Annotated in this window: 14 protein-coding genes; 6 read left to right on the top strand and 8 right to left on the bottom strand. The window is 65.9% G+C overall.

The window, feature by feature from the left end:
- Positions 1–53 precede the first annotated feature (53 nt).
- From DB30_RS17245 to DB30_RS17235, 3 genes are read left to right on the top strand one after another with little or no spacing between them, the layout of a single operon-like run.
- Positions 54–2,066 carry a PEP/pyruvate-binding domain-containing protein gene (locus tag DB30_RS17245; RefSeq protein ID WP_052550249.1) on the top strand — a complete coding sequence of 671 codons (2,013 nt, stop codon included), beginning with the start codon at positions 54–56 and terminating at the stop codon, positions 2,064–2,066.
- A 1-nt stretch (position 2,067) separates the two neighbouring features.
- Positions 2,068–2,382, top strand: a complete 315-nt coding sequence (locus tag DB30_RS41500; protein ID WP_052550246.1) for a DUF2934 domain-containing protein — start codon at positions 2,068–2,070, stop codon at positions 2,380–2,382.
- Positions 2,379–2,558, top strand: a complete 180-nt coding sequence (locus DB30_RS17235) for a hypothetical protein (RefSeq protein ID WP_052550244.1) — start codon at positions 2,379–2,381, stop codon at positions 2,556–2,558. Before DB30_RS41500 ends, DB30_RS17235 begins: the two co-directional genes overlap by 4 nt.
- 80 nt (positions 2,559–2,638) lie before the next feature.
- Here the strand turns inward: DB30_RS17235 and DB30_RS17230 are convergent, their stop codons facing one another.
- The 7 genes from DB30_RS17230 to DB30_RS17200 form a co-directional block, all read right to left on the bottom strand.
- Positions 2,639–2,935: a hypothetical protein gene (locus tag DB30_RS17230; RefSeq protein ID WP_146659326.1), complete on the bottom strand. Its 297-nt coding sequence runs from the start codon at positions 2,933–2,935 to the stop codon at positions 2,639–2,641.
- Positions 2,936–3,282: 347 nt separating this feature from the next.
- Positions 3,283–4,020, bottom strand: a complete 738-nt coding sequence (locus DB30_RS17225; protein WP_146659324.1) for a hypothetical protein — start codon at positions 4,018–4,020, stop codon at positions 3,283–3,285.
- Positions 4,021–4,035: 15 nt separating this feature from the next.
- Entirely contained in the window at positions 4,036–7,134 is a 3,099-nt protein-coding gene (locus tag DB30_RS17220; RefSeq protein WP_165703816.1) for a TonB-dependent receptor, read from the bottom strand.
- Between the two features lie 215 nt (positions 7,135–7,349).
- Positions 7,350–8,171 (bottom strand): TlpA family protein disulfide reductase, encoded by an 822-nt coding sequence (locus DB30_RS17215; RefSeq protein ID WP_146659320.1) that lies wholly within the window; start codon positions 8,169–8,171, stop codon positions 7,350–7,352.
- Positions 8,172–8,342: 171 nt separating this feature from the next.
- Positions 8,343–11,522: an efflux RND transporter permease subunit gene (locus DB30_RS17210; RefSeq protein WP_052550234.1), complete on the bottom strand. Its 3,180-nt coding sequence runs from the start codon at positions 11,520–11,522 to the stop codon at positions 8,343–8,345.
- Position 11,523: 1 nt separating this feature from the next.
- Positions 11,524–15,249, bottom strand: coding sequence for an efflux RND transporter permease subunit (locus tag DB30_RS17205; RefSeq protein ID WP_052550232.1), 3,726 nt, complete (start codon positions 15,247–15,249; stop codon positions 11,524–11,526).
- Between the two features lie 18 nt (positions 15,250–15,267).
- Positions 15,268–16,479: an efflux RND transporter periplasmic adaptor subunit gene (locus tag DB30_RS17200; protein ID WP_165703815.1), complete on the bottom strand. Its 1,212-nt coding sequence runs from the start codon at positions 16,477–16,479 to the stop codon at positions 15,268–15,270.
- A gap of 244 nt (positions 16,480–16,723) precedes the next feature.
- Here DB30_RS17200 and DB30_RS17195 point away from each other — a divergent pair, with 244 nt between their 5' ends.
- From DB30_RS17195 to DB30_RS17185, 3 genes are all read left to right on the top strand, one after another.
- Positions 16,724–18,481, top strand: a complete 1,758-nt coding sequence (locus DB30_RS17195; protein WP_052550227.1) for a DUF2330 domain-containing protein — start codon at positions 16,724–16,726, stop codon at positions 18,479–18,481.
- A 122-nt stretch (positions 18,482–18,603) separates the two neighbouring features.
- Positions 18,604–20,397, top strand: coding sequence for a DUF2330 domain-containing protein (locus tag DB30_RS17190; RefSeq protein ID WP_205633007.1), 1,794 nt, complete (start codon positions 18,604–18,606; stop codon positions 20,395–20,397).
- Positions 20,398–20,478: 81 nt separating this feature from the next.
- A complete protein-coding gene (locus tag DB30_RS17185; RefSeq protein WP_052550222.1) occupies positions 20,479–21,024 on the top strand; it encodes a hypothetical protein in 546 nt (181 codons plus the stop codon).
- A 45-nt stretch (positions 21,025–21,069) separates the two neighbouring features.
- Here DB30_RS17185 and DB30_RS17180 read toward each other — a convergent pair whose 3' ends face one another.
- Positions 21,070–22,395: a TolB-like translocation protein gene (locus tag DB30_RS17180; protein ID WP_153258350.1), complete on the bottom strand. Its 1,326-nt coding sequence runs from the start codon at positions 22,393–22,395 to the stop codon at positions 21,070–21,072.
- Positions 22,396–22,408: the final 13 nt, after the last annotated feature.

The raw sequence follows: 22,408 nt of genomic DNA, 5'->3' as shown, positions 1-22,408 counted from the left end.
CCGTTCACGAGCAAGTGAGAACCCTCGCCCAGGCTCGTCTGGGAGCCTCGACCATGCACCAACCGTCTCCATCCTCTCTCGCGCTCGCGCTCGGCTTCGTCTCGAGCCTTGGCCTTGGTGCGTGCGGCGAGCCCGAGCCGCAGTGGGCCTGCGTGCTCGACCCCGCGACCGAGGTTGACTACAGCCAGACGCTGGGCTGCCGCGCCGACTACGAGCGCCTGGCCACGCTGCCAACGAGCTCGACCAAGGCCGCCGCGATCACGGCCAAGACCGTGTACGACAGCTTTGACGGCCAGCTGTATGTTCAAGACACCAGCAAGTACCCAATCCACTGGGACTTCGCGTTCAAGCATCTGTCCGGTGGCGGCAGCCCGATCGTGCCGCAGCTCGCGAGCTTCAACGAGTCCGAGTACTACTCGCCGGGCCGTCGCTTCTTGCTGGGCGCGCTCACCTACTACGACGGGCCCGCAGTCTACACCTACGAGATCTCGCCCTACGACACAATGAGCGCGGCGCAGATCCAGCTTTCGTACGAAAAGCTCGCCGCGTCCACGTGGATCGGCGAGGAGCTGTACTTTCACCCAACCTCCCAGGCCGTCGAGCTCGAGGCCGAGAAGCTGCCGGACTCGGTCAAGATCATCACCACCGACGAGCTGTACGCGGGTCAGCAATTCCAGATCCTGAACACGGGTGAGACCTACGCCAAGCTGATCTTCAGCACCGCCGCCGAGCTCGAGACCAACTACGTGACCTTCCGCGACGTCGTGGTGCTCGACGCGGTGCCAAATGACATCTCCGTCGTCTCGGGGATCATCACGGCCGAGTTTCAGACCCCGCTGTCGCACATCAACGTGCTCAGCCAAAACCGCGGCACGCCCAACCTTGGCCTGCGTGAAGCCTTCACCCACGAGACCCTGCGCGCGCTGGAAGACAAGTGGGTGCGATTTGCGGTCACGGCCGACAGCTGGGAGATCGAAGAGGTCACCCAAGCCCAGGCCGACGCGTGGTGGGAGGCCAACCGGCCCGAGATGGTTGGCGTGCCCGCCAAGGATCTGTCGGTCACGCAGATCACGGACATCGAGGACGTGCTCGACCCAGCACTCAGCGTCGCCAACGCGATCGACAAGGCGATCCCGGCGTTCGGCGGAAAGGCCAGCAACTTCGCGGTGCTGCCCTTGATCGGGCCCGAGCTCAACCCACCCAAGGCGTTCGCCATACCCGTGTATTTCTATGATCAGTTCTTGGTCGAGAACGGCTTTGACCTGCGGATTGCTCAGATGCTCGCGGACGATGCGTTCACGGGTGACGCCGCGACCCGCGACCAAATGCTGAAGGCCCTGCGCGATGACATGCGCGCGGCCCCGATCAACGCCGCGTTCATGGCTGCGCTCACGGCCAAGCTCGAGGCCGAGTACCCCGGCGTTCGCATGCGGTTTCGCTCGAGCACCAACGCCGAGGATCTCGAGGGGTTCACGGGCGCGGGCTTGTACACCTCTGCGTCGGGTTCGCTAGGCTCGCTCGACGAACCAATTGAAGACGCGATCCGCAAGGTCTGGGCGAGCGTCTGGTACTTTCGCGCGTTCGAAGAGCGCGAGTATCGGTCGATCGAGCACACCGCCGTGGGCATGTCCTTGCTGTGCCACAATTCGTTCCCCGACGAAGAGGCCAACGGCGTCGCGCTGACCGCCAACATTTTTGATCAGACCGGCGCCGAGCCGGGCTTCTACATCAACGTGCAAGAGGGCGAGGCGTCGGTGGTCTCACCCGATCCCGGCGTCACAACCGACGAGCTGATCTACCACTTCGACTTTCCCGGCCAGCCGGTCGTGTTTGTCACGCACTCCAACCTGGTACCCGCGGGCGAGAACGTGCTGACAAACGCCGAGCTCTACGCGCTGGGGACCGCGCTGGCGAAGATCCACAGCTTCTTCGCCGACGTGTATCCGCCCAACGAAGACGGGTGGTACGCCATGGACGTGGAGTTCAAATTCGACGACGTCGAGACGCTGGACGAGCCGGTGCTGTGGATCAAGCAGGCCCGCCCACACCCGGGGTTGGGGAACTGACGTGCCCTACGACATCACCATGTGCCCGGGCGACGGCTGCCCGCTGCGCGCGGGCTGCTACCGCCACCGAGGGGTGCCCGTTGGGCGCCAGAGCTGGTTTGTGACCCCGCCCTACAACCCGGCCTCGCAGCAATGTCCGCAGCTGCTGGCGCTGCCGCAGATCGACGAGGCGCAGATCCGGGAGCGCGCCTACATGATCTGGATGGCCGCGGGGCGAGCGGGCGACGCCGAGCAACACTGGCACCAGGCCAAGGCCGAGCTCGAGGCAGCGGCTCAGCGCGCGCTTCGACCATTGGAGGAACCAAGCACGCCATGAAGTTGAGCCCCAAACACATGAAGCAGCTGTGGGACCACTATTCTGGCAACTGTGTATCGTGCGAGCGTTGCAATTTCTACGTTCGCATTGAACGCGGTGAGCCAGGCGCGGCCGAGGAATATGCGGCCTACATGCGGGCGGAGCACGGCAAGCACATCAAGCTGATTCCGGGGTAGCGCTCAGTCGCGACTTACAGAGCCACTCGGCGGACCCACTCGGCGGACCCACGCGGCGGACCCACTCGCCCCCTCCCAGACTAAAACTGCCCGGACACGAGCACGCCGCCCACCGCTGGCGCGATCCGAATCCTCGCCTCGGTTCGCGTCAGCCCCTTGCGCCTGGCCGCGCTGGCAAACACGATCCCGCCAGCGGCGACGAACGCGAGACCCGAGACCAACAAGACCCCGCCGATCCGCGCCATGTCATCGCGCTGCTCGATGTCCGCGATCGCCGGGTCTTCTCGCTCCTGCAGCTGGTCGCCGAGGATCGTGAACGCGATCGTCATGCCCATGCCGGTGGTTGCCACCACACCACCGGTGATCAGCAGGCCCACGCCAGTCCTGCGTACAGTCCGGGTTGCGACCCGGGGCGCTGCGACCGGGGGTGGCTGCAACTCGGCAGCTGGCGCGGGACCCTGAGCCGGCGCTGCCGCTGACTCGAGTTTTGGCGGAGCAAGCGTCGACTCGCCCGACTCGCCCGCGGTCTCGGCAACATCGGGCTCAGCAGGCTCAGCAGCCGGCTCGGGTTCGCCGACCTCCACCTCATCCGCGCGCGGTGGCTCGGCGGCGTTCACCGTGACCGGCGCGAGCGCCAGCGCCAGCGCGGTCGTCAGCGCCAAACACCCACGCCAAACACCCGCTCGATACATCGTCACATTTCGCATTTGCTTGCTCCGCGGTCTCACTCGTAGGCCGGCAACGGTCCATCCAGCACACAGAGCCCAAGCTCGGTGTTGCACCGGACCGCAAAGTCGGGGTTGATCCCGTTCTTGTCGTCGTCGCACTCGGCGTCGCTCTCGCAGCTCACGGCCGGGTACAGACCAACCGCGTGATACGAAGCGGTGCAGCCGTCTCGGGTGTACTCGAGGTCAGCCTCGAATTGGGTCCCCTGGGCGTCGGCCGAGACCACGAAGCGTGCGCGGCTCCACTGGTACGCGATCTCGGCGGCCGGCTGCGCGGGCTGGCTCTCGTCTTCGTCCGGCGTGTTCGGGTCATCCGGCACCGCCTCGATCTCCGGCAGCGAGACAGACGCTCGCTGAACCCGATCGACCAGGCAAAAGTCGTCGTCGGTTGGAAACCCCTGACCAAACTTGCCAAGCGCGTTCGCGTTGGGCGACACATCATCGCCGTCAATGGCGCCGCGGTCCGTCGCGTACTTGATCATCGCCCCAAGCGACTCTGGGCGGATCGCCACGATCGCGTTGCGGTAGTCGGGCGTGCCGTTCTTGCCGCCCGGTTGCGGGTAGGTCTGCATGCCCAGCACGTCACCCTCGAGCTGCCCGCAGCTCGACGCCGGGTCACCCTGCGTGAGCACATACTCCACCGCAAAGTACCCGTGCGCGCTCGTGCAGTTGATGACTGGCTGCGCGCAGCCGGTCGCAAGCAACAAGACCATCCAGAACATCGTGGGTCGAGTCATCGTGGGTCACTCCGTTCAAAAGTTCAGGCGCACGCCAAACCGAAACAGCCGCGGCGACTGAAACGCGGTTGGCTTGCCAAAGTTGGGGTTTCGGTCAATCGGATCGCCGCCCGCGTCGGTGTGACGGTCGAGGTCTTCGAGGCTCCCCCCCGGGATCGGGACCACGTCCGAGAATGTGTAGTTCTGATCGATCCCGGTCACGGCCTGGAAGTTGACGACGTTGAACACGTCCATGGTCAAGTCCATGGTCAGGTGCTCGGTGAAGTACTTTCGGTAGCCAATGTTGGTGTCTATCCGAAACACCCAGGGCAGCCGCTCGCCGTCCCCGCGCGGGACCAAGAACGCCTCGCCGGTTCCGTACAGCTCATGCGAGCCAAGCACGTTGGTGGGCCCGCCAGAGGACGCCCGAAACGCGCCGCCTAGCATCAGGGTGTGCCCCTGACCCAGCGCGATCTCGCCTGCGCCAAACACCTTGAGCGTATGCCGGCGGTCGCCCGGCAGCGGCCCAAAGCGATTGGCGAGCAGCGAGATCAGGTCAAAGTCCGAGTTGATGTTGGGATCGAGTTGGCCGGTCTCGGGGCGAAACAAGCCTGCGATGTTGCCCCGCAGCCACGCCAGGGTGTAGCTGCCCGAGACCATCCAATTGCCCGCGAAGCGCTTGTCGAAGTACAGGATCACCGCATCGTAGACCCGTCGCCCCTTGGGGAAGTCCTTGGCGATCCCATAGCCCGGGTTGCCAATGAAGTAGGTCGTCGCCTCGTCGCGGCTCATGTCTTCGATCACGCGGCTGAGCCAGCGGTGCGTGTAGTTCAGCCCGATCTTGCCGCCCGGGATGATCTCGTACTCGCCACCGGCGACGATCTCGTCGCTCGATTGCGGCTTCAAGTCGGGGTCGATCGCGGTCTTGCCCGCGCCAAACGCCGACCAATAGCGATCTGGATCCGCGGCGCCGCCGACCACCAGCCGGCTCGCGTCCGACTGGCACACGTTGGCCTCGCTCTCGGGGTCGGCTGGATTGCACAGATCGGCGTCATACAAGCGGCGCACGCCGGGCTCACCCGAGCCCGCGCGGTCGGCCAGATTGAGCGGCACGCTCTGATAGAAGCGAGCGTAGTTGGCGAAGATCTTGGCCTTGCCGACCTGCGTGGGGTCCCAGATCAAGCCAAGCCGCGGCGAGACCTGATTGGGCAGCGCCAGCGACAGCAGGCCGTCGCCACCAAACAGCTGCTGCGCGTCGTAGCGCAGGCCGGCGTTGAGCGTGACCTTGTCCATGATCGACCAGCTGTCCTGGACGAACCCGCCGATCGTGGTCGAGAACACGCTCCACTGCAACGAGGGCAATACCTGAACCTCGTCGGGCCCGGTAAGATAGCCATAGCGCCGATAGTCTACGAAGTAGGCCCCATTCGGGCTCTCGCGGTAGATCGTGGTGCCCGAGTAGCCGCGCTCGCTGTCGTACTGCATGTACTCGAAGTCGATGCCAAACTTGATGAGGTGGTGACCGGCCCCGGTCAGCAGCCGGGCCGCCGTCGAGCGCACTTGCAGGCGGTTGAGCCGGCGGTCGTACAAGAACCCGGGGCCGCCCACGCGAAACGCGGTGGCCGGGCATGTGACCGTACGATTGCTGGCGTCAACGGGGTCCACCCAAGGATCACAGGCGTTGTCAGCCGCGTTCGGGGGCAAGTCGACAAAGTCCGTGACCGAGTGATACTCGGGGCTGCTGCGCCGATACACGGTCGCCGGAACCCCGGCCAGGCCCTCGCCGGTCCCTAGCTTGCTGCCGTCAACCGGCATGCTTTGGTTGACCTGGTGGTGCCAGCCAACGATCGTCGTGATGTCCCAGCGGTTGTCGTCGGCCAGCACGTTCCACTCGAGCTGCAGGTCGGTGGCGTCATCACGATAGCGGTGCGCCAAGGTCCCGTAGGTACCCAACACCGAGGAGACCTCGGGGCTGCCCGTGCTCGCGTCCAAGCCGTATGTGCCGTTGCCACCCGAGAGCGTGGGCGCATAGATGCCAAGCAGCTCCAGCGTATGATTCTTGGCTGGCGTGTAGGTCAGCTTGCCCAGCGCTTGCACTGTTGTGCCTTGGGCCTTGCGATGAACCTCGGTGCCAGGAATCCGCTCCGTGATGCTAAACCCCGTGGTGGGGTCCGTCCGAACCTCACCCGTGTCCTCGTTGAGGGCCCGCCGGTTCCAGGTGGTCTTGATGTCGTAGCTCGTGTGCGAGACGCTGACGCCGCCATAGAACCACAGCTTGTCCCGGACAATTCGCCCGCCCATGTCAAAGCCGGTGTCGCCCAGCCACAGCAGCTGCCGCTCGGCCTGAATCGTCACGCCCTCGCGGACCGGTGGCTTGCGGTATCCCTCGAGCCCACCGGGGGTATAGAACAGCCACACGCCGCCATGAAACTGATTGGACCCGGTCTTGGTCACCGCATTGATGATGCCGCCTGTCGCCCGGCCAAACTCGGGCATGTAGCCACCGGCCTCGACCCGGACCTCCTCCAGAAATTCGACTGTCAGCGCCGTACCGTTCAGTCCAAACCCTGGATCATTCACAGACAGACCATCAACATAGTACTTGTTCTCTGGCGAGCTGGTCCCCGCGACCGAGGTGCCGTAGAGGTCCGAGCTGGCCCCCGGCGTGGCCTCGGCCACAGACTCGAACGAACGATTGGCGCCGCCCTTCCCGGTTGGCTGGGCGATCGGGACCCGTCGGAGCATCTCGCGGTCAAGCGCCAAGCCGGTCGAGCTCGAGGCGGTGTCGACGGGCGGCGAGGTCACGATGACCACGGTCTCCTCTTCGACGAGGCGCAGCGTGAAGTCGACTCGCGTCGTGGTGCCAGCCCGCAGCTGAATGTTCTTGCGGTGCTTGTCCCTGCTATTGAGGTACTTGATCGTGACTTCGTAGGTGCCTGGCGGAAGGTTGGGGACCCGGTAAAACCCGGTCGCGTCCGTTGTCATGGTCCGCTCGCCCTGCAGCTTCTCGCCCGTGATGATGACGATCGCGCCCTCGATCCCCTCGCCGGTCTCGGGATTGCGGATCACCCCGGTCAGCACCGCGTCGTTCGCCGCCTGGGCGGTCGGCACAATGGCAACCTGTGAAGTTGTCACCGCGGCGACGGACAGGAAGATCGCTAACCGGAGAGTTCTTCGCATTCGGTGCTGCTCCCACGACGGCTACAACGCTGGTGCCGTCGCGGGTTGTGTCTAACTCTGTCTCCATATTTCGCTGGCGACGGTTTTGCGGTCTGCACCACGACCAACCAACGAAAAACGCACGCTGTTCTGCCGGTCCAGAACAACGCGCGTTTTCGGGGTGAACCAGCCTACGGGAGCGCGGCCTGGATCTCGGCATTGGAGGGCACGCCCATCTTCGTGATCTTCATGCCGGGCTCGAGCAGCATCGTGCCAGGCAGCGAGATCGACCAGCTGTTGCCGCCTTGGCTGACGCCGAACGGGTACCAGACGTCCTGGTGGTTGCTGTACACGACCAGACCGTCTTGTCCGTACTGACTGGCCCACGCGACCACGTCGGCCTGCGCCGCGGGCCCGCCCGAGCCGTTCTCGCTCATGTAGCTGAGCGTCATGAGACCTTGTGCGTCGTATTGGTTGAACAGGCCCGCGACCGCGGGTGCCATCGCTTGGCAAGAGCCGCACCACAGGGCTACATATTCGAAGTAGATGGCCTCGTGGCAGAAGTCGTACAGGCGGACCGCGTCGCCAAACTGGTCGTTGAAGGTCCAGTCGGGGACCACGGTGCCGGGGCCGATCTGGCCGGGTTGCCAGCCGCCGGGCGCAACCTGGTTCTGGCAACAGCCAATGTCCCAGCCGCCCATGTAGGGGCTGTCGCCGTTGCAGGGATCGCCGTCGCCGTCGCCGGTGGTGGGCTCGCCGTCGCCGTCACCCGGGCCGGAATCTCCGTCGCCGTTGTCCGTCGTGCTTGGGTCACCATCGCCGGTTGGATCGGTGTCCGCGTCGCCATCACCAGACGGATCGCCGTCTCCGTCGCCGCTGTCCGTGCCATAGGTGATGTAGGTGTCGACACCATCGCCAAATGGGTTTGCGCCGTCGTCCTCGGCGACACACCCAGCGCCGACCAGCACCACACCCAGGCTCACTGAAAACCGAGTCACAACTTCCTTTGTCATTGCGTGTCAGTCTGCGCGGACCGCTCACAGAAGATCAATCGGTATTTTGGCCCTGGTTCCCGGAAAATCCACGGCGGCCCTACGCCAGCACTTCACTCGTGAAAACCTGGTGATGTAGAGCGACCTCGATGCGCGAGCCATTGCGAAATCGCGCCGAAGCTGACCGCCCGACTACGCGACAGGGGGCGGCTGGTCTGACCCACCTTTGCGAAACACCCGAGCAAACCACCGCTGGACCAATTCGCGCAGATCGTCGAACGCCGTATAGCTGACCGGCACAACCACCAAGGTCAGGATCGTCGCGGTCGTCATGCCCCCGACCAGGGTCTTTCCAAACGGCCCGTACGGGATCCCCTCGGCCGGCGCGTCGGCGAACGCCAGCGGCAGCATCCCGCCCACGGTCGTCAACGCGGTCATGAAGATCGGCCGAAACCGCTGGATGCCCGCCTCGACGATCGCATCGGTGCGGTCCAGACCCTGCTCGCGCGCGCCGTTGATGAAGTCGACCAACACGATCGCGTTGTTGACCACGACGCCAAGCAGCAACAACAGCCCGATGCCCGCGAGCGGATCGAGGTCGCTGTCGGTCAAGTACAAGAACCACCACACGCCAACGAAGCTGAGCGGGATCGCAGGCAAGACCGAGAGCGGCAGCACGAAGCTCTCGAACAAGAAGCCCATGATCAAGAAGATGAACACCGACGCGAGGGCCATCGCCATGATCAGGTCCTGGGTCCCGTCCCCGATGCTGCGGGCCTCTTGGTCGCTGTCGAACGACACCCCAGCCGGCAGCTCGTAGCTGGCCAAGAACGCCTGGATCGTTGCAATTGTCTGCTGCCGATCCTCGGGCTCGAGCTCGAGCTCGACCAGCGCGGCGACCCGCTTGTTGTTGCGGACCAACACCGTCTCACTCTTTTGCACGTGCTTTTGGGTGACCGTGCGGATCGGGACCGAGGTCCCTGCGTTGGTCGGGACCTTGAATTCGAGCAGGTCGTCGAGCTCCTCGCGGTCGGCCTCCTCGTAGCGAATCCACACGTCGATCTCGCGGTCCTCGCCGTGAAAGCGGGGCAGCGGGCTCCCACGCAGGGCGTAGGCCACGGTGTTGCCGACCATGCCCGCCGAGATCCCAAGCCGCTCGGCCATCACTGGATCGAGCGAGAGCGCCAGCTCGTCGCGTTGGGTGTCGTCGCGCTGGGCCCCGACCACCGAGATCACCCCGTCGAGCTTGGCGAGTTCGTCGGCGACCAGGGTCTTGACGTCCTGAACCGAGCGGTGGTCAGAGCCATAGATGAACACGGGAAATGTGTTCTTGGCCCCGCCATCGGACTGCGCAAAGTCGGAGCGCTTCGTCCAGCCAGGCGGCTCGGGCATCTGCTCGAAGATCTCCTTGCCGGTCTCGCGGTACGGCGCGTCGCCGTCGCGCGGCGCGCTGAAGAAGAACTGCACGCTCGCGTGGCCGGGCTCGACCTGCAAGAACTCGCCGTTGACGTTCCACGCCTCGCGGTTGTCGGCGAACCACGCCTCGAGCTCGCGGAAGAACGCGTCGGCCTCTTCCATGGTCACGTCCTGCGGCATCGAGTAGCCGACCCGGATCTGACGTCCGCCCATGTTCTGATCGCCCGCGCGGCTGACCCCGGTCTCGGGGTTGGCCGGGATCGCCAGCGAGACCATTGCCAGCAGCCCGATCAACACCACGTCCATGCGCCGGCGCAGGCTCAGCCGCAACAGCTTGCCGTAGAGCACGCTGAGCCGGCCGAAGGTCTTCTCGTACAGCCAGCTCAGCTTGGCCTTCCACCACTGGTCTGCGGCCAGCAGGTGCCCGCGCAGCGTGCCTGGCTCGGCGTCGGCGAACAGCTCGCGGTCGAGCAAGAACGCCGCGGCCATCGGGATCAACACCAACGCGACGAACAAGCTGGCCAGCAGCGACACGCACACGGGGGTGACCATGCGGATCATGAAGAACTGGGTTGAGCCCGAGCTCAGCAGCGCGGCCGGCAAGAACACGACCATGGTCGTGGCCGTGGCCAGCGTGATCGGCAGCGCGACCTCGCTGGTCCCGTGCAGCGCGGCGGCGAAGCGCGAGACCCCGCGCCCGCGGTAGCGCGCGATGTTCTCTGCGACCACCACCGAGTTGTCGACGACCAACCCAATGCAGATCATCAGGCCGATCAGCGAGACCAGGTTGATGGTCTGATCAGAGAAGTACATGAACGGCAGCGACATGAACATCGACAGCGGGATCGCCAGCGCGATCACCACCGTCAGCCGCAGCCGGCGCAAGAAGAACAGCAGCACGAAGATCGCCAGGATCCCGCCTTGCATCCCCGATCCAACGACCTGCTCGAGGCCGGTGACGATCGTGTCGCCCTGAATGAAGATCGGCAAGATCGCGAAGGGCGCCAGCGCCGGGTCGTTCATGGCGTCGTCGATCTCGGCCTTGACCCGCTGCGAGACCTCGACGGTGTTGGCCTGCGACTCCTTGATCACCATGATCGCCATGGACTCGCGGCCGTTGTAGCGGTTGAATTCTTCTTGCTTGGGAAAGTCGTAGAGTACGTTGGCGACGTCGTCGAGGCGCAGATCATTGGGCCCGACCACGACGTCCTCGAGCTCCTCGAGCGACTGGTACTCGGCCATCGAGCGCAGCAGGTACTTGCCGTCGCGCTCCTCGAGCGAGCCGCTGGCCATGTTGAAGTGCGACGACGACAGCGCCTGGGCGATCTGGAAGATGTTGAGGTTGGCGGCCTCGGCCAGCTCGCGGTCAACCTCGATCCGGATCTCACGATCGGCCTGGCCCCACGCGTTGACCATGCCCACGCCCTCGATCCGCTCGAGCCTTCGCATCAGCCGGCGCTCGACGATGTCGCGGGGGTTGTCGAGCCCGGCCGGCCACGACACGCCATAGAAGGCGACCGGCATGTTCTCGGCCGAGTGCTTCTGGATGTAGATCTGCTTGACGTCGTCGGGCAGGTCACCGCGGACCCGCGCGACACGATCACGGACTTCGCGGTAGGCGACGTCCATGTCGGCGTCTTGATCAAACGCCATGTTGACGCGCGCGCGGCTCGAGCTCGAGGTCGCGCTGATCTCATCGAGCTTGGGCGTAGTCGCCAGCTCGGCCTCGAGCGCGCGGGTGATCTTGTCCTCGACGTCCTGCGCGGTCGCGTTTGCGTAGGGGATCTCGACCGACAAGAACGGCGCCGACGCGCCGCTGGGGATCAGCTCGAGCGGGATGTTGAGCACCGCGATCACCCCCAGCACCAAGACGCTGGCGAACACCATGAGCATGGTGATTGGACGGGTCAGCGCGGTACGGACGACGGGGTTCTCGCGCAGGTGATGTCCGGCCATGTCAGGCTCCTGGAGGGTCGGTTGTGGATGCAGGCTGAGCTGAGGCTTTGCCGCGCGACGCGAGCTCGACGGCCTCGGACACCAGCAGCGTCTGGTCGACCGAGGCGATCTCGGCGTCGAGGCGCTCGCCCGGCGTCAGCCCGTCGCCGCTGCCGGTCAGGCGGTCGACCAGCTGGTACAGGGTTGGGATCACGACCAGCGTGAGCAGCGTAGAAAAGCTCAGCCCGGCGATCACGGTCACCGCCATTGGCTGGCGGATCTCCGCGCCGTCGCCAAGCCCCAGCGCCATCGGCATCAGGCCCAGCACGGTCGTCAGCGTGGTCATCAGGATCGGTCGCAGGCGAATGGTGCCAGCCAGCTCAATCGCCTGCGCGGTCGCGTGGCCGCGGGCCTTGAGCTGGTTGATGTAGTCGACCAACACGATCGCGTTGTTGACCACGATCCCCGCCAGCATGATCGCGCCCAAGAACGCGATCACCGAGATCGGCATGTCGATCGCCAGCAATACGACGACCACGCCAACGAACGCGAGCGGGATCGAGACCAGGATGATCAGCGGGTAGATCAGGCTCTCGAACTGCGAGGCCATGATCACGTAGACCAAGAACACCGACAGCCCCAGCGCGAGATACAACGAGTTGCTCGAGGTCTCCCACTCTTCACTCTGGCCGGTGACCGCGGTCGTGATCCCGGGCGAGAGCTGAAGGTCATCGAGCGCCGCGTGGATGTGCTCGGCGACGCTGCCAAGCCCGACCCCTTCGACGTTGGCGGTGACCAGGCCCACGCGCTGCTGGCCAATCCGGCGGATCTCGTTGGGCCCGCGCCCAATCTCGATCTCGGCGACCGCCGAGAGCGGGATCGGGGGGGTCTGGGCGCTCAGGTCACCCATGGCAATGCCAGCCATGGCGGCGGCCCCCGGCGGGTTGACGGCCAAGTTGCGCAGCTCCTCGACGCTGGCTTCGTCCATGCCGCTGGCGCGCACGCGGATCGGAACCTTGCGGTCGAGGCGGTTGAACTTGGTCGCCTCTTGGCCCTGGACCTTGGCGCGAACGAGCTCGGCGACCGCCCGAATGTCGAGGTTGAGGCGCGCGAGCGCGTCGCGATTGTAGAAGATCTGGACCTCGGGGTTGCCCGGCTGGATCGACGCCTTGACGTCGCGCAGGCCCTCGATGCCCTCGAGTCGCGCCCGCACCTGCTCGGTCGCCTCTGCGAGCTCTTGCAGATCATGCCCGCGGATCTCGACCTCGACCGGGGTCTTGAACGAGAACAGCACCGGCCTTGCGATGTTGGTGTGCAGGTCCGGGATGTCGCGCACGACCTCGCGCACGACCTCGAGCGCCTCGGCTTCAGCCTGTTCGGGGGAGCCCGCTTGGAGCGGCGCTTGCTCGGGCGGCTCGGCCCCAGCTGGATCCCCGCCCGCTCGTGGACCCGGTTCTGCGCCTGGTTCTGCGCCCGAGCCCGCGGCCGCCGCCTGGTTCGCGGCCGCCTGCTGACCGCCGCCCGCGAGCAGCGAGATGGCGATCTTCGCGGTGTGCTCGCCTCGCTCGCCAGCGTCGTCGCTGTCGCGCTCGCTGCCGATCGTGGTGACCGACGCGCGCAGATGCGGCACGCGCTCGGCCAGCGCCTTCTCGATTGGCTCGACCATCGCGTCGGTCTCATCGAGCGGGGTGCCAACCGGGAACACCAGCTCCACGGTGAACTCGCCCTGGTGGACCTCGGGGATCAGCTCCGAGTCGAGCCGCCCGGCCCCGAGCAGCACCACCGCAAACCCACCAAGCGCGAGCGAGACCACGATGATCGGGTGCCGCAGCGACCAGCGGATCACCGAGCCATAGATCTTGGTGAGCGCGTTGATCAGGTAATCGAAGGCCCACAGGACCGGCTTGACCGCCCAACCCAGCAGCCAAAAAATGCCGCGCACGATGTTGACGGCGGACGTCGCCACGAGCCCAAAGATCGTCGAGATCAGCTTGGCGACGATCTCGAGCAGCAGGTGCAAGACCAGGCGCAGCAGGTAATAGGGCAGCAGCAAGATCTTCCACCAGCGAAACGCCAAGAGGGTCTCGCGGGCCTCGCTGATGCTGGTCCACCGGGTCCAGCGCAGGCGCAGCTGGGCGCCAAGGCTGCGCGCGTCGTCGTACGCGGCGATCTCCCGGGACGCGAGCATGGGAATGAAGAACAGCGCGACCGCCAGCGAGGCCAGCAGCGAGAACACGACCGTCAGGCCCAGGTCCCCGAACATCTGCCCGGCGACCCCCTCGACGAACACCATCGGGAAGAACACCGCGATCGAGGTCAGGGTTGAGGCGATCACCGCCGACGCGACCTCCGAGACCCCGCGCAGGGTCGCTCGGAAGATCGGATCGCCCTCTTCACGACATCGGTGGATCGACTCGAGCACGACGATCGAGTTGTCGACCAACATCCCGACCCCGAGCGCCATGCCGCCAAGCGACATGATGTTGAGGCTGACCCCGGCCAGCTTCAGCGGCGCGAAGGTGATCAGGATCGAGATTGGGATCGACAGCGCCACGATCACCGTGGCCTTGGCCTCGCGCAGGAACAAGAACAGCACGATGACGGCGAAGATGCCGCCCAAGATCGCGGTGTTGCGGACCTCGTCGATGCTCGACTCGATGAACAGCGAGCGATCCGAGACCACGCCCAGCCCGACGCCGTACTCGCCTTGCAGCTTGGGGCCGACCCGGGTCTCGATCCGCTCGCGGACCCGCTGGGCCATGTCGACGATGTTGGCGTCGGCCTCTTTGTAGACCTCGATCATCACGGCCTCGCGGCCGTCGATGCGGGTGATGACCTCGCGATCTTTGTGGCCGTAGCCAACCGTGGCGATGTGGCGCAGCTTCACGTCGCGGCCCTCGCGGCTGGCGACGACCAGATCGCGGATGTCGTCGAGCTCGTCGAATTCGTTGACGGTGCGGATCAGATAGCGCGTCCGCCCCTCTCGCATGCTGCCGCCCGCGAGGTTGATGTTCTCGGACTCGAGCCGCGTGATCACGTCCTGGCTCGAGATCCCGGTCCGGCGCAGCGCGTCCTCGTCGAGATCGACGTGGATCTCTTCTTCGAGGCCGCCGCGGACCTTGACCGAGGCCACGCCGTCTACGGGCTCGAGCAAGCGGCGGACCTCGCGATCGGCGACGCGGCGCAGCGACTTGAGCCCGGCGAGCCCCTCGTAGGCCTCGCCCTCGCCGACCAGGCTCAGGACCAACACCGGATCCAGGCTGGGGTCGTAGCGCAGGATCAGCGGAGTCTTGATGTCGTCCGGGAGGTTGGGCTTGATCAGGTCGAGCTTCTCGAGCACGTCCTGGTTGGCCTCGGACATCGGCGTGTCCCAGGTGAACTCGAGGATCACGTCGGCGTAGCCGGCCCGCGACACGCTGGAGATCTGCGTGACCCCGGTGACGACCCCCAGGACCTCCTCGAGCGGTCGGGCGACGTCGTTCTCGACCTCGGCCGGGGCCGCGCCCTCGTACTCGGTGCGGACCGTCAGCTTGGGATAGCTGATGTCCGGCATCAGGTTGACCGGCAGCATCCGGGCCGAGAACAGCCCAAACACGATCACCGCGAAGAACACCATCAAGACCGCGACCGGTCGGGTGACCGTGAACCGCAGGCGATCCATCGAGCGCAGCCGGGTCCGCCATCCAGACATGCTGGCCTGCGCCTCGCGAACGGTCTGGTGTTTGCCGGTGTCCGTGTCGTCTGCCATGGCAGCCAATCGAAGAACTCAGCCGGCCTTGGCGACGCCTTCTTGGGTGGCCTTGCCAGTGTTCGCGGGCGGCTCGGCGTCTGGCTGGGCCGCGGCGTCGCCGTTGACCGGCTTGCCGGTGGCGTCGACCTCGAGCAGCAGCGCGCCGTCCTTGAGTCCCGACTGCCCGGCCACGATGATCCGCGCGCCGACCTCGATCCCCTTGATGACCTCGACGAAGTCGTCGTCGGTCAGGCCGGTCTCGAGCAGCACCTTCTTGGCCCGATCGCCCTCCGCGATGAACACGAAGGTCTGCTCTTCATCGTGGACCAGGGCCGGCGTGGGCACCAGCGGCACGTTCTCGTGAAATTCCGTGGTCAGCGTGACCTCGGCGTACATGCCGGGCAAGAACCCCGTGGTTCCACCCACCAGCGTGTCGGGCAGGCCGATCGTGACCTTGACCGTGCCAGTGGTCGCGTCGACGACCGGGGCGATGCGGCGAACCTCGCCGGTGCCCTGCCGGTTCTTGGCGGCCTTGCCGACGATCTCGGCGGGCTGGCCAACGGCGATGCGATCGAGCTCGCGCTCGGGCACGTACACGCGCGCGACCAGGGTCGAGAAGTCGGTGATCTCGAAGATCTGCGCGCCGCTGGTCACGAACGCGCCCTCGTCGACGAAGCGGCGGGTCAGGATCCCATCGAAGGGCGCATTGACGACCGTGTTGGACAGGTCGCGCCGACGGTCGCGCTTGTCGAGCTTGGCCAGGTCCACGCTCGACTTGGCCTGGTCGTACTCACTCTGGCTGGCGATGCCCTGTTTGAGCAGCTTCTCGACCCGGTCGAGCTCGCGCTGGGCGTCGGCGAGGCTGGTCTCGGCCCGCTCGAACCCCAGCGACTGCGCGTCACGCCTGATCCGCGCCAGCTGCTGCCCCGACTTGATCTCGTCGCCTTCTTCGAGCTGCAGCGCGGTGATCCGGCCGGTCGTCTCTGCGTGCACGGTGACCTGCAGCTCGGCTTCGATCGTGGAGGCTGCGCGGATCTGACCCTGGATTGTGCCGAGCTCCACGGTTGCGAGCAGCACGGGTGTGGGGCGCTCCTCTTGCTCTTCGGGCGCGCCACCTTTGCCGCCCATCCCTGGCCCGCCGCCCATGGCCCCGTTGCACGCCGACACGCCCAACAGCGAGAGGGCCAGCAGCGAGCAAGTGAGCGCGACAGTCCGGCGACGAGCGGATGGACGGTGAGGCACGGTCATGACGGGGTTCGCGGTGCCAGGTAGCACGAAGCAGCGTAACTGTCCCGAACCCACCCGGTCGCTGCGCGAGGCCGAGCGGTTGGACACGACCCCAAACTTCGCTGTTTCGCCCATACTTTGCGCTTGCGCACACCACGGAACCATGACAGCCTCCGTTAGAAATGACAGCTTTGGTCGAAACGTTGCAGATGAGCGGCATTAATGTCCGTTTTTTGATGTAGGCCAATCTACGCAGGAGACCCTCATGAGCTCGAAGCTTCGCTACCTCGCCCCCTTGTTGTTGGCCGCGCCGGCCCTCGCCTTGCTGCCCAGCTCCGCTCAGGCGTGTGGCGGCACCTTTTGTGACAACAACGGCGGGCTCCCCATGCCCGTGGATCAGCGGGGCGAAGACGTGTTGTTTGTGCAAGACGGGCCCGAGATCGAGGTCCACGTGCGCATCCAATACACCGGCGAAGCCGAGCACTTCGCCTGGTTGGTGCCGCTGCAGGCCCTGCCCGAGATCAGCGTTGGTTCGGACCTGCTGTTTACCCAGCTCGGGGTCGCCACTGCCCCGCGCTGGCTGACCAACCTCGAGTACGCGTGCCAGGACGAAGACCCCAGCGACTGGGGCGGCGGCGGCTTCGTGCCCAGCAACGACGCCGCGAGCAGCCCCAGCGACCCCGACATCGTGCTCGAGCAGACCGTGGGTGCGTTCGAGGTCGTGGTGTTGCAGGGCGGGACCGTGGCTGGGGTCATGCAGTTCCTGCAACAAAATGGCTACGAGCAAGACCTCGCCGCCGCGCCGATCTTGCAAGAGTACTTGAACGAGGGCTTCTTGTTCGCCGCGGTCAAGCTGACCGCCGCCGCCGAGGTCGAAGACATCCACCCGCTGGTGTTTCGGATGTTGGGCGACGAGCCCTGCGTGCCGCTGCGGCTGACCCGGATCGCCGCCGAGCCCGACATGGGCGTGCGCGTGTACTTTCTGAACAAGCAGCGCTGGGCCCCGCACAACTACCTGCACGTCGAGCTCAACACCCTGGCGTTCCCGTGGAACCACACCGGGGGGCTCGCCAACGGGCGCGCCCTGTATACGGAGCAGCTCGCGCTGGCGGTCGACATGGCCGGCGGGCACGCGTTTGCGACCGACTACGCGGGCGACTCCGACCTCGTCAACCAAGACGGCATCTTTGGGTTTGGCTGGGACGAGTCGGAGTTCATGGGTGTCGATCCGATCACCGCGATCGACCTGATCGCGCTTCAGGAGCTCAACGTCCACCCGCTGATCCAGCCGCTGCTAATGCAGTACATCCCGCCGCCCGAGGGCATGGATCCTCAGGACTTTTGGAACAACATCGCGGACTTCCCCGAGCTGATCGATCAAGCCGCGTGGGACGCCAACGCGTTCGCGGCCGCGCTGTCCGAGCGCATCATTGGCCCGGGCCTGCACGCGGTCGACCTGCTCGACACCTGGCCGTACCTGACCCGCCTCGTCACGACGATCTCGCCCGAGGAGATGACCGTGGATCCGGTGTTCATGCCGGCGCCCGATCTGCCCGACGTCTCCAATGACAAGACCGCCGAGGGCCTGGATCTGTGCGGCGAGAACGGCTCGCGCTACTTGGTCCCGTGGGGCGTCAATCCGCTGCCTGTGTGCATGCCCGAGGATCCAGAGGGATGGCCGGAGCTGCTGCGTCAGCACCCGGTGCGCTTCATCCAACAGATCCCGAGCATGGGCCCGCCGCAGGTGCTCGAGAACTACACAGAGCAGATCGTCGCGGACTGGACCGCCCATCAGGTCGAGCAAAATTGTGCCGGCGGTCCCGGCGGTGACGACGGCGGTGACACGGGTGACAGCGGCGGCGGTGACGGTGCCACCACGGGCGACCCAGGATCCAACGATGATGGCCGCGTCGTCGGGTGTGGCTGCCACAGCGGCCCAGACGGCGGCCCGCTGGGGCTCGCGTTTGGGCTGCTGGGCCTGGGCTTGATTCGCCGCCAACGCGCGCAGGCGGAACAGAGTTAGCGTCGGGCCGGCTCGGTCACTGCGTTTTTCCGGGGGGATGAACTGTGGATGATCGAGCCGGCTCGATGGCTATTTGTGATGAGGTGTCGCTATCATGGGCGCTCCCTCGAGGGAGCTCGCCCATGAATACGTCACGCCAGACCTCGCTGCTTTCCCTGTCCCCCATGCTGCTCTGCGTGGGTCTGCTGGGGGCCCCACGCAGCGCCCAGGCCTGCGGGGGCACCTTCTGCGACAACCTGCCGGATCCGATGCCGGTCGACCAGCGCGGCGAAGACATCCTGTTCATCATGGATGGCTCGACGATCGAGGTCCAGGTCCGCATCGAGTACACCGGCGAGGCCGAGCGCTTCGCCTGGGTGCTGCCCATTCAGGCCCTGCCCGAGGTCACCGTTGGCTCGGATCCGCTGTTTACCGCGATGAGCAACGCGCTCGCGCCAAGCTGGCAGGTCCAGACCCAATACGACTGCGACGAAGACGACCCCTGGGCCGGCGAGGGCGGCGAGGACAGCGGTGGGTCCGAGCCCAAGTTTGACGCTGGCGGGGATCCGGGGCCCGACGTGGTGCTCGAGGCGGTCGTTGGCGCGTTCGAGGTCGTGGTCTTGCAAGGCGGCACCGCGCAAGAGGTGATCGACTTCCTCAATGACAACGACTACGCGCAAGACCCCAACGCCGCGCCGATCCTGCAGAGCTATCTGGACGAGGGGTTCTTGTTCGCGGCCGTCAAGCTCGCGGCCGGGGCCGACGTGCAGGCCATTCACCCGCTGTCGTTCAAGTTTCAGGGCACCGAGCCGTGCGTGCCGATTCGGCTCACGCGGATCGCGGCCAAGGACGACATGGGGATCCGCGCGTACTTCTTGGGCCAAGATCGCTGGGCGCCCAGCAACTACGATCACGTGGTGCTCAACCCGCTGGCCTACAATTGGAAGCAGAGCTCGCCAGCGGGCTACGTGGGGCTGCTCAGCATGGCGGTGGACGAGGCCGGCGGCCACGCGTTTGCAACCGAGTACGCGGGGTCACCCAACAAGGTCGAGACCTTCAACATTTACAGGCCAACCTGGGACGAGACCGCGTTCGTGGGTGTGGATCCAATCGCGGCGATCGACATCATCGCGGATCAGGCCCTCAACATTCACCCGTTGATCCAGGCGCTGCTGCTCGAGTTCATTCCGCCGCCCGATGGGGTCGACGCCACGGAATTTTGGAACAACATTGATTTTTATGCGGATCAGATCAATCTGATGGCCTGGGACGACCTCGCGTTCTCGGCTGGCGTGCTCGAGCGGATCATTGAACCGGGGCTGCACGCGGTTGATCTGCTCGACACTTGGCCGAAGCTGACCCGGCTCAACACCACGATCTCGCCAAGCGAGATGACCCTGGATCCCACCTTTCACGCCAACGCGGATCTGCCGGATGTCACGAGCACGATCGTGACCACGACCGAGCAGGTGCTGTGCGGCGGGGACTCGGTGTTTCGGGTCGCGGTTGAGAAGGATCAGATGCCGGTGTGCGTGCCCGAGGGCGCGAGCTATCCGGGGTGGGAGCAGATGCCCAACGCGCTGCGGGTCGAGAAGGTCCCGCAGATGGGGCCGCCGCAGGTCGAGTCGGACAACGCGGCCGCGATCGCGGCGGCGTACGAGAGTTATCAGAGCTCGGTTCAGTGCCTGGCCGACGGTGGCGAGACCGGGGGGTCTGGGACGGGGACCAGTGGTGGGGACGGCGACGGTGATGGTGGCGGCGGATCTGGGGCGGCGGATGACGGCGACGGCACCGAGACCGGGCCCGGGTACAACTTGCCGTATGACGTCAGCTGCGGGTGCTCGAGCCAAGACGGGCGGGCGCCGATCGGGCTCGCGCTGGGGCTGTTGGTGCTCGGGTTGATCGGGCCTTGGCGTCGGCAGGGAGCTCGCGGGTAGTCCATGACCGGTGCCGCAAGCCCGGCTGCGCACCGCCAGAGCGCTCCTGCGTGAAACGAGTACACGTGGCACACTCGCGCCATGCACCGCCTCGGGTTTGCCATCGCCATCGCTGCCGCCGCGCTCGCCTGTGATCGCGGCGCGACCACCCAAGCCCCGGTGACGGCCGACGCGCCCGTGGCCGATGCCCCGGTGGCGGACGCCCCTGAGCCCGAGCCCGAGCCCGAGCCCGAGCCAGAGGCGGAGCCCGAGCCCGAGCCGGAACCTGAGGTCTCCAAGCTCGACGCCAACGTGGTCAGCGAGGGCGGCTTCGAGGCTCGCAACCTGCACTGCACCTTCGCCGAGCCAAGCAGCCGCGCGAGCGGCTACATCATCGCCAGCCTGGTCGACGCCGACGCAGCGCTCGACGCCTGCGCGCCCAAGGGCGCTGCGATCGACGTCGGCTGGTCCTACATCGGCGGACCCACCAGCGAGATCTCGGTCGCCGCGGACAACTCGAAGGTGGCCAATTGCGTGGCCGCGGCGATGAGCAAGGACGTCAGCGCTGGCGTGAAGGCGAGCTGCAAGGCGGTGCTGCTGCTCGGTGATGTCGGCAAGGCGACGGCGGCGTTCGAGGCCCGCAAGTAGCGCCGCACACCCGGGCGTGGCGCTCGGCCCAAGTCAAAGTCAGAGTCAAAGTGACGACACATACAGCCGACTCTGATCGTCCCAGGGGTAGTAGTCTCCGTCGTCGTTGGTGTCGGAAATGACGGCATACACGATCCGCGTCCAGTCGGCGCTGATCGACCAGTCGCCGAACTGGCCCTTCACCACGCCGAGCTCGTGCTCGGCGCCCGACACGGGATCGAGGACGCGCAGGCTGCTGGTCGCTCGCGCGAGGTCCTCGTGAACATACATCACGAGCCCGCTGGGATGGCCCTTGACCCAGCTCACGTTGAGGGCCCCGCCGGCCAGCTTGCGCACCGTCCCGTCAGCGAGACTCACCGCGCTCAAGGTGTCGGCGTTCTCGTCTAGATAGTCCGCCTTCCCGTCACCGTTGCTATCGTGAATCTCGACAAAAACGGCCTCCTGCTCCGTCCACGGACCGAAGATGTCGACCGAGCGATTGCCATCTTCTTGCAGCACCCGCTGGACCACGGGAGAGGTGAAGCCGGCTTCCCAGGCGACGATGAAGTAGGTGCCGGTCTCCTCCTCCCTATTCTCAATGCGGGCGAACATCGCCCGCCCCTCGGCGACCGGCTCTAGGTCTCCGAGATCCTCAGCGGCCTGCGGAACCAAGGTCACCGGATTGGACCCCCACGGCAGCGCGAACAAGGTTCGATCACGCTCGTAGATGAGCCCGTCGGGGGTCGGAGCAAACCAGTCGACGACGCCCGCCGCCGTGTCACCCGCGACAACCGCTGTTGGGCCACCCGCGGGCAGCTCCAACCTGAGGATCCGGTGCGTCTTGTATTTCACGACCGACCGGCTGGCGTAGAGAACGAGTTTTGTGTCCTCGACCGCTTGCGCATATTCGAGAAAGTAGTCGTCGGAGCCCGTGTCGGCCAGCACTCGCGGCGCGCCCCCCTTGGCGACGTCGATCTCGACAAGATCCGACAACAATGTGTGATCCACGGTTTCGCGGTATCGGTACGCGTGGATCTTCGAGCCGTCGGGGCTCAGCGCTAGGTACGAGAAGATGTCGACGGGCGTCTCGATCTGGCGCGGCTCGAGCTTGGCCTGCGTGAGCCGAGACCACAGCTGTTCCCGATCTTCCAACGCGACCGCGGGAGAGCGCGTGGTCTCGACGACGACCGCGGGGTTTGGCGTGGTCTGTGGGTCCTCGACGCGCGCGTCCGGGACAACGGGAGCGGCTGGTCCTGGAGTTGGTTCTTTGCAGCCCACGCCTCCGCCAAGGGTGGCAGATACGATCACGAGCAGGCAGCTTCGCATCCGCAGACCCGCCGCTGGGCGAATGAGGTCCGGTCGCGGCCGAGGATCGGTGGGTGTGGCGTCCATGGAGCGTGGCATT

The sequence above is a fragment of the Enhygromyxa salina genome (genome assembly GCF_000737335.2).
GTDB classification, from domain to species: Bacteria; Myxococcota_A; Polyangia; order Nannocystales; family Nannocystaceae; genus Plesiocystis; species Plesiocystis salina_C.
The sequence above is the reverse complement of the archived record's forward strand: the minus strand, read 5'-3'. Positions and strand labels throughout refer to the sequence as shown.

Coding starts and splice junctions, on each gene's coding strand:
- DB30_RS17245 (WP_052550249.1), top strand. CDS start 54: ATGCACCAACCGTCTCCATCCTCTCTCGCGCTCGCGCTCGGCTTCGTC.
- DB30_RS17235 (WP_052550244.1), top strand. CDS start 2,379: ATGAAGTTGAGCCCCAAACACATGAAGCAGCTGTGGGACCACTATTCT.
- DB30_RS17225 (WP_146659324.1), bottom strand. CDS start 4,020: ATGACTCGACCCACGATGTTCTGGATGGTCTTGTTGCTTGCGACCGGC.
- DB30_RS17215 (WP_146659320.1), bottom strand. CDS start 8,171: ATGACAAAGGAAGTTGTGACTCGGTTTTCAGTGAGCCTGGGTGTGGTG.
- DB30_RS17210 (WP_052550234.1), bottom strand. CDS start 11,522: ATGGCCGGACATCACCTGCGCGAGAACCCCGTCGTCCGTACCGCGCTG.
- DB30_RS17205 (WP_052550232.1), bottom strand. CDS start 15,249: ATGGCAGACGACACGGACACCGGCAAACACCAGACCGTTCGCGAGGCG.
- DB30_RS17200 (WP_165703815.1), bottom strand. CDS start 16,479: ATGACCGTGCCTCACCGTCCATCCGCTCGTCGCCGGACTGTCGCGCTC.
- DB30_RS17195 (WP_052550227.1), top strand. CDS start 16,724: ATGAGCTCGAAGCTTCGCTACCTCGCCCCCTTGTTGTTGGCCGCGCCG.
- DB30_RS17190 (WP_205633007.1), top strand. CDS start 18,604: ATGAATACGTCACGCCAGACCTCGCTGCTTTCCCTGTCCCCCATGCTG.
- DB30_RS17185 (WP_052550222.1), top strand. CDS start 20,479: ATGCACCGCCTCGGGTTTGCCATCGCCATCGCTGCCGCCGCGCTCGCC.
- DB30_RS17180 (WP_153258350.1), bottom strand. CDS start 22,395: ATGGACGCCACACCCACCGATCCTCGGCCGCGACCGGACCTCATTCGC.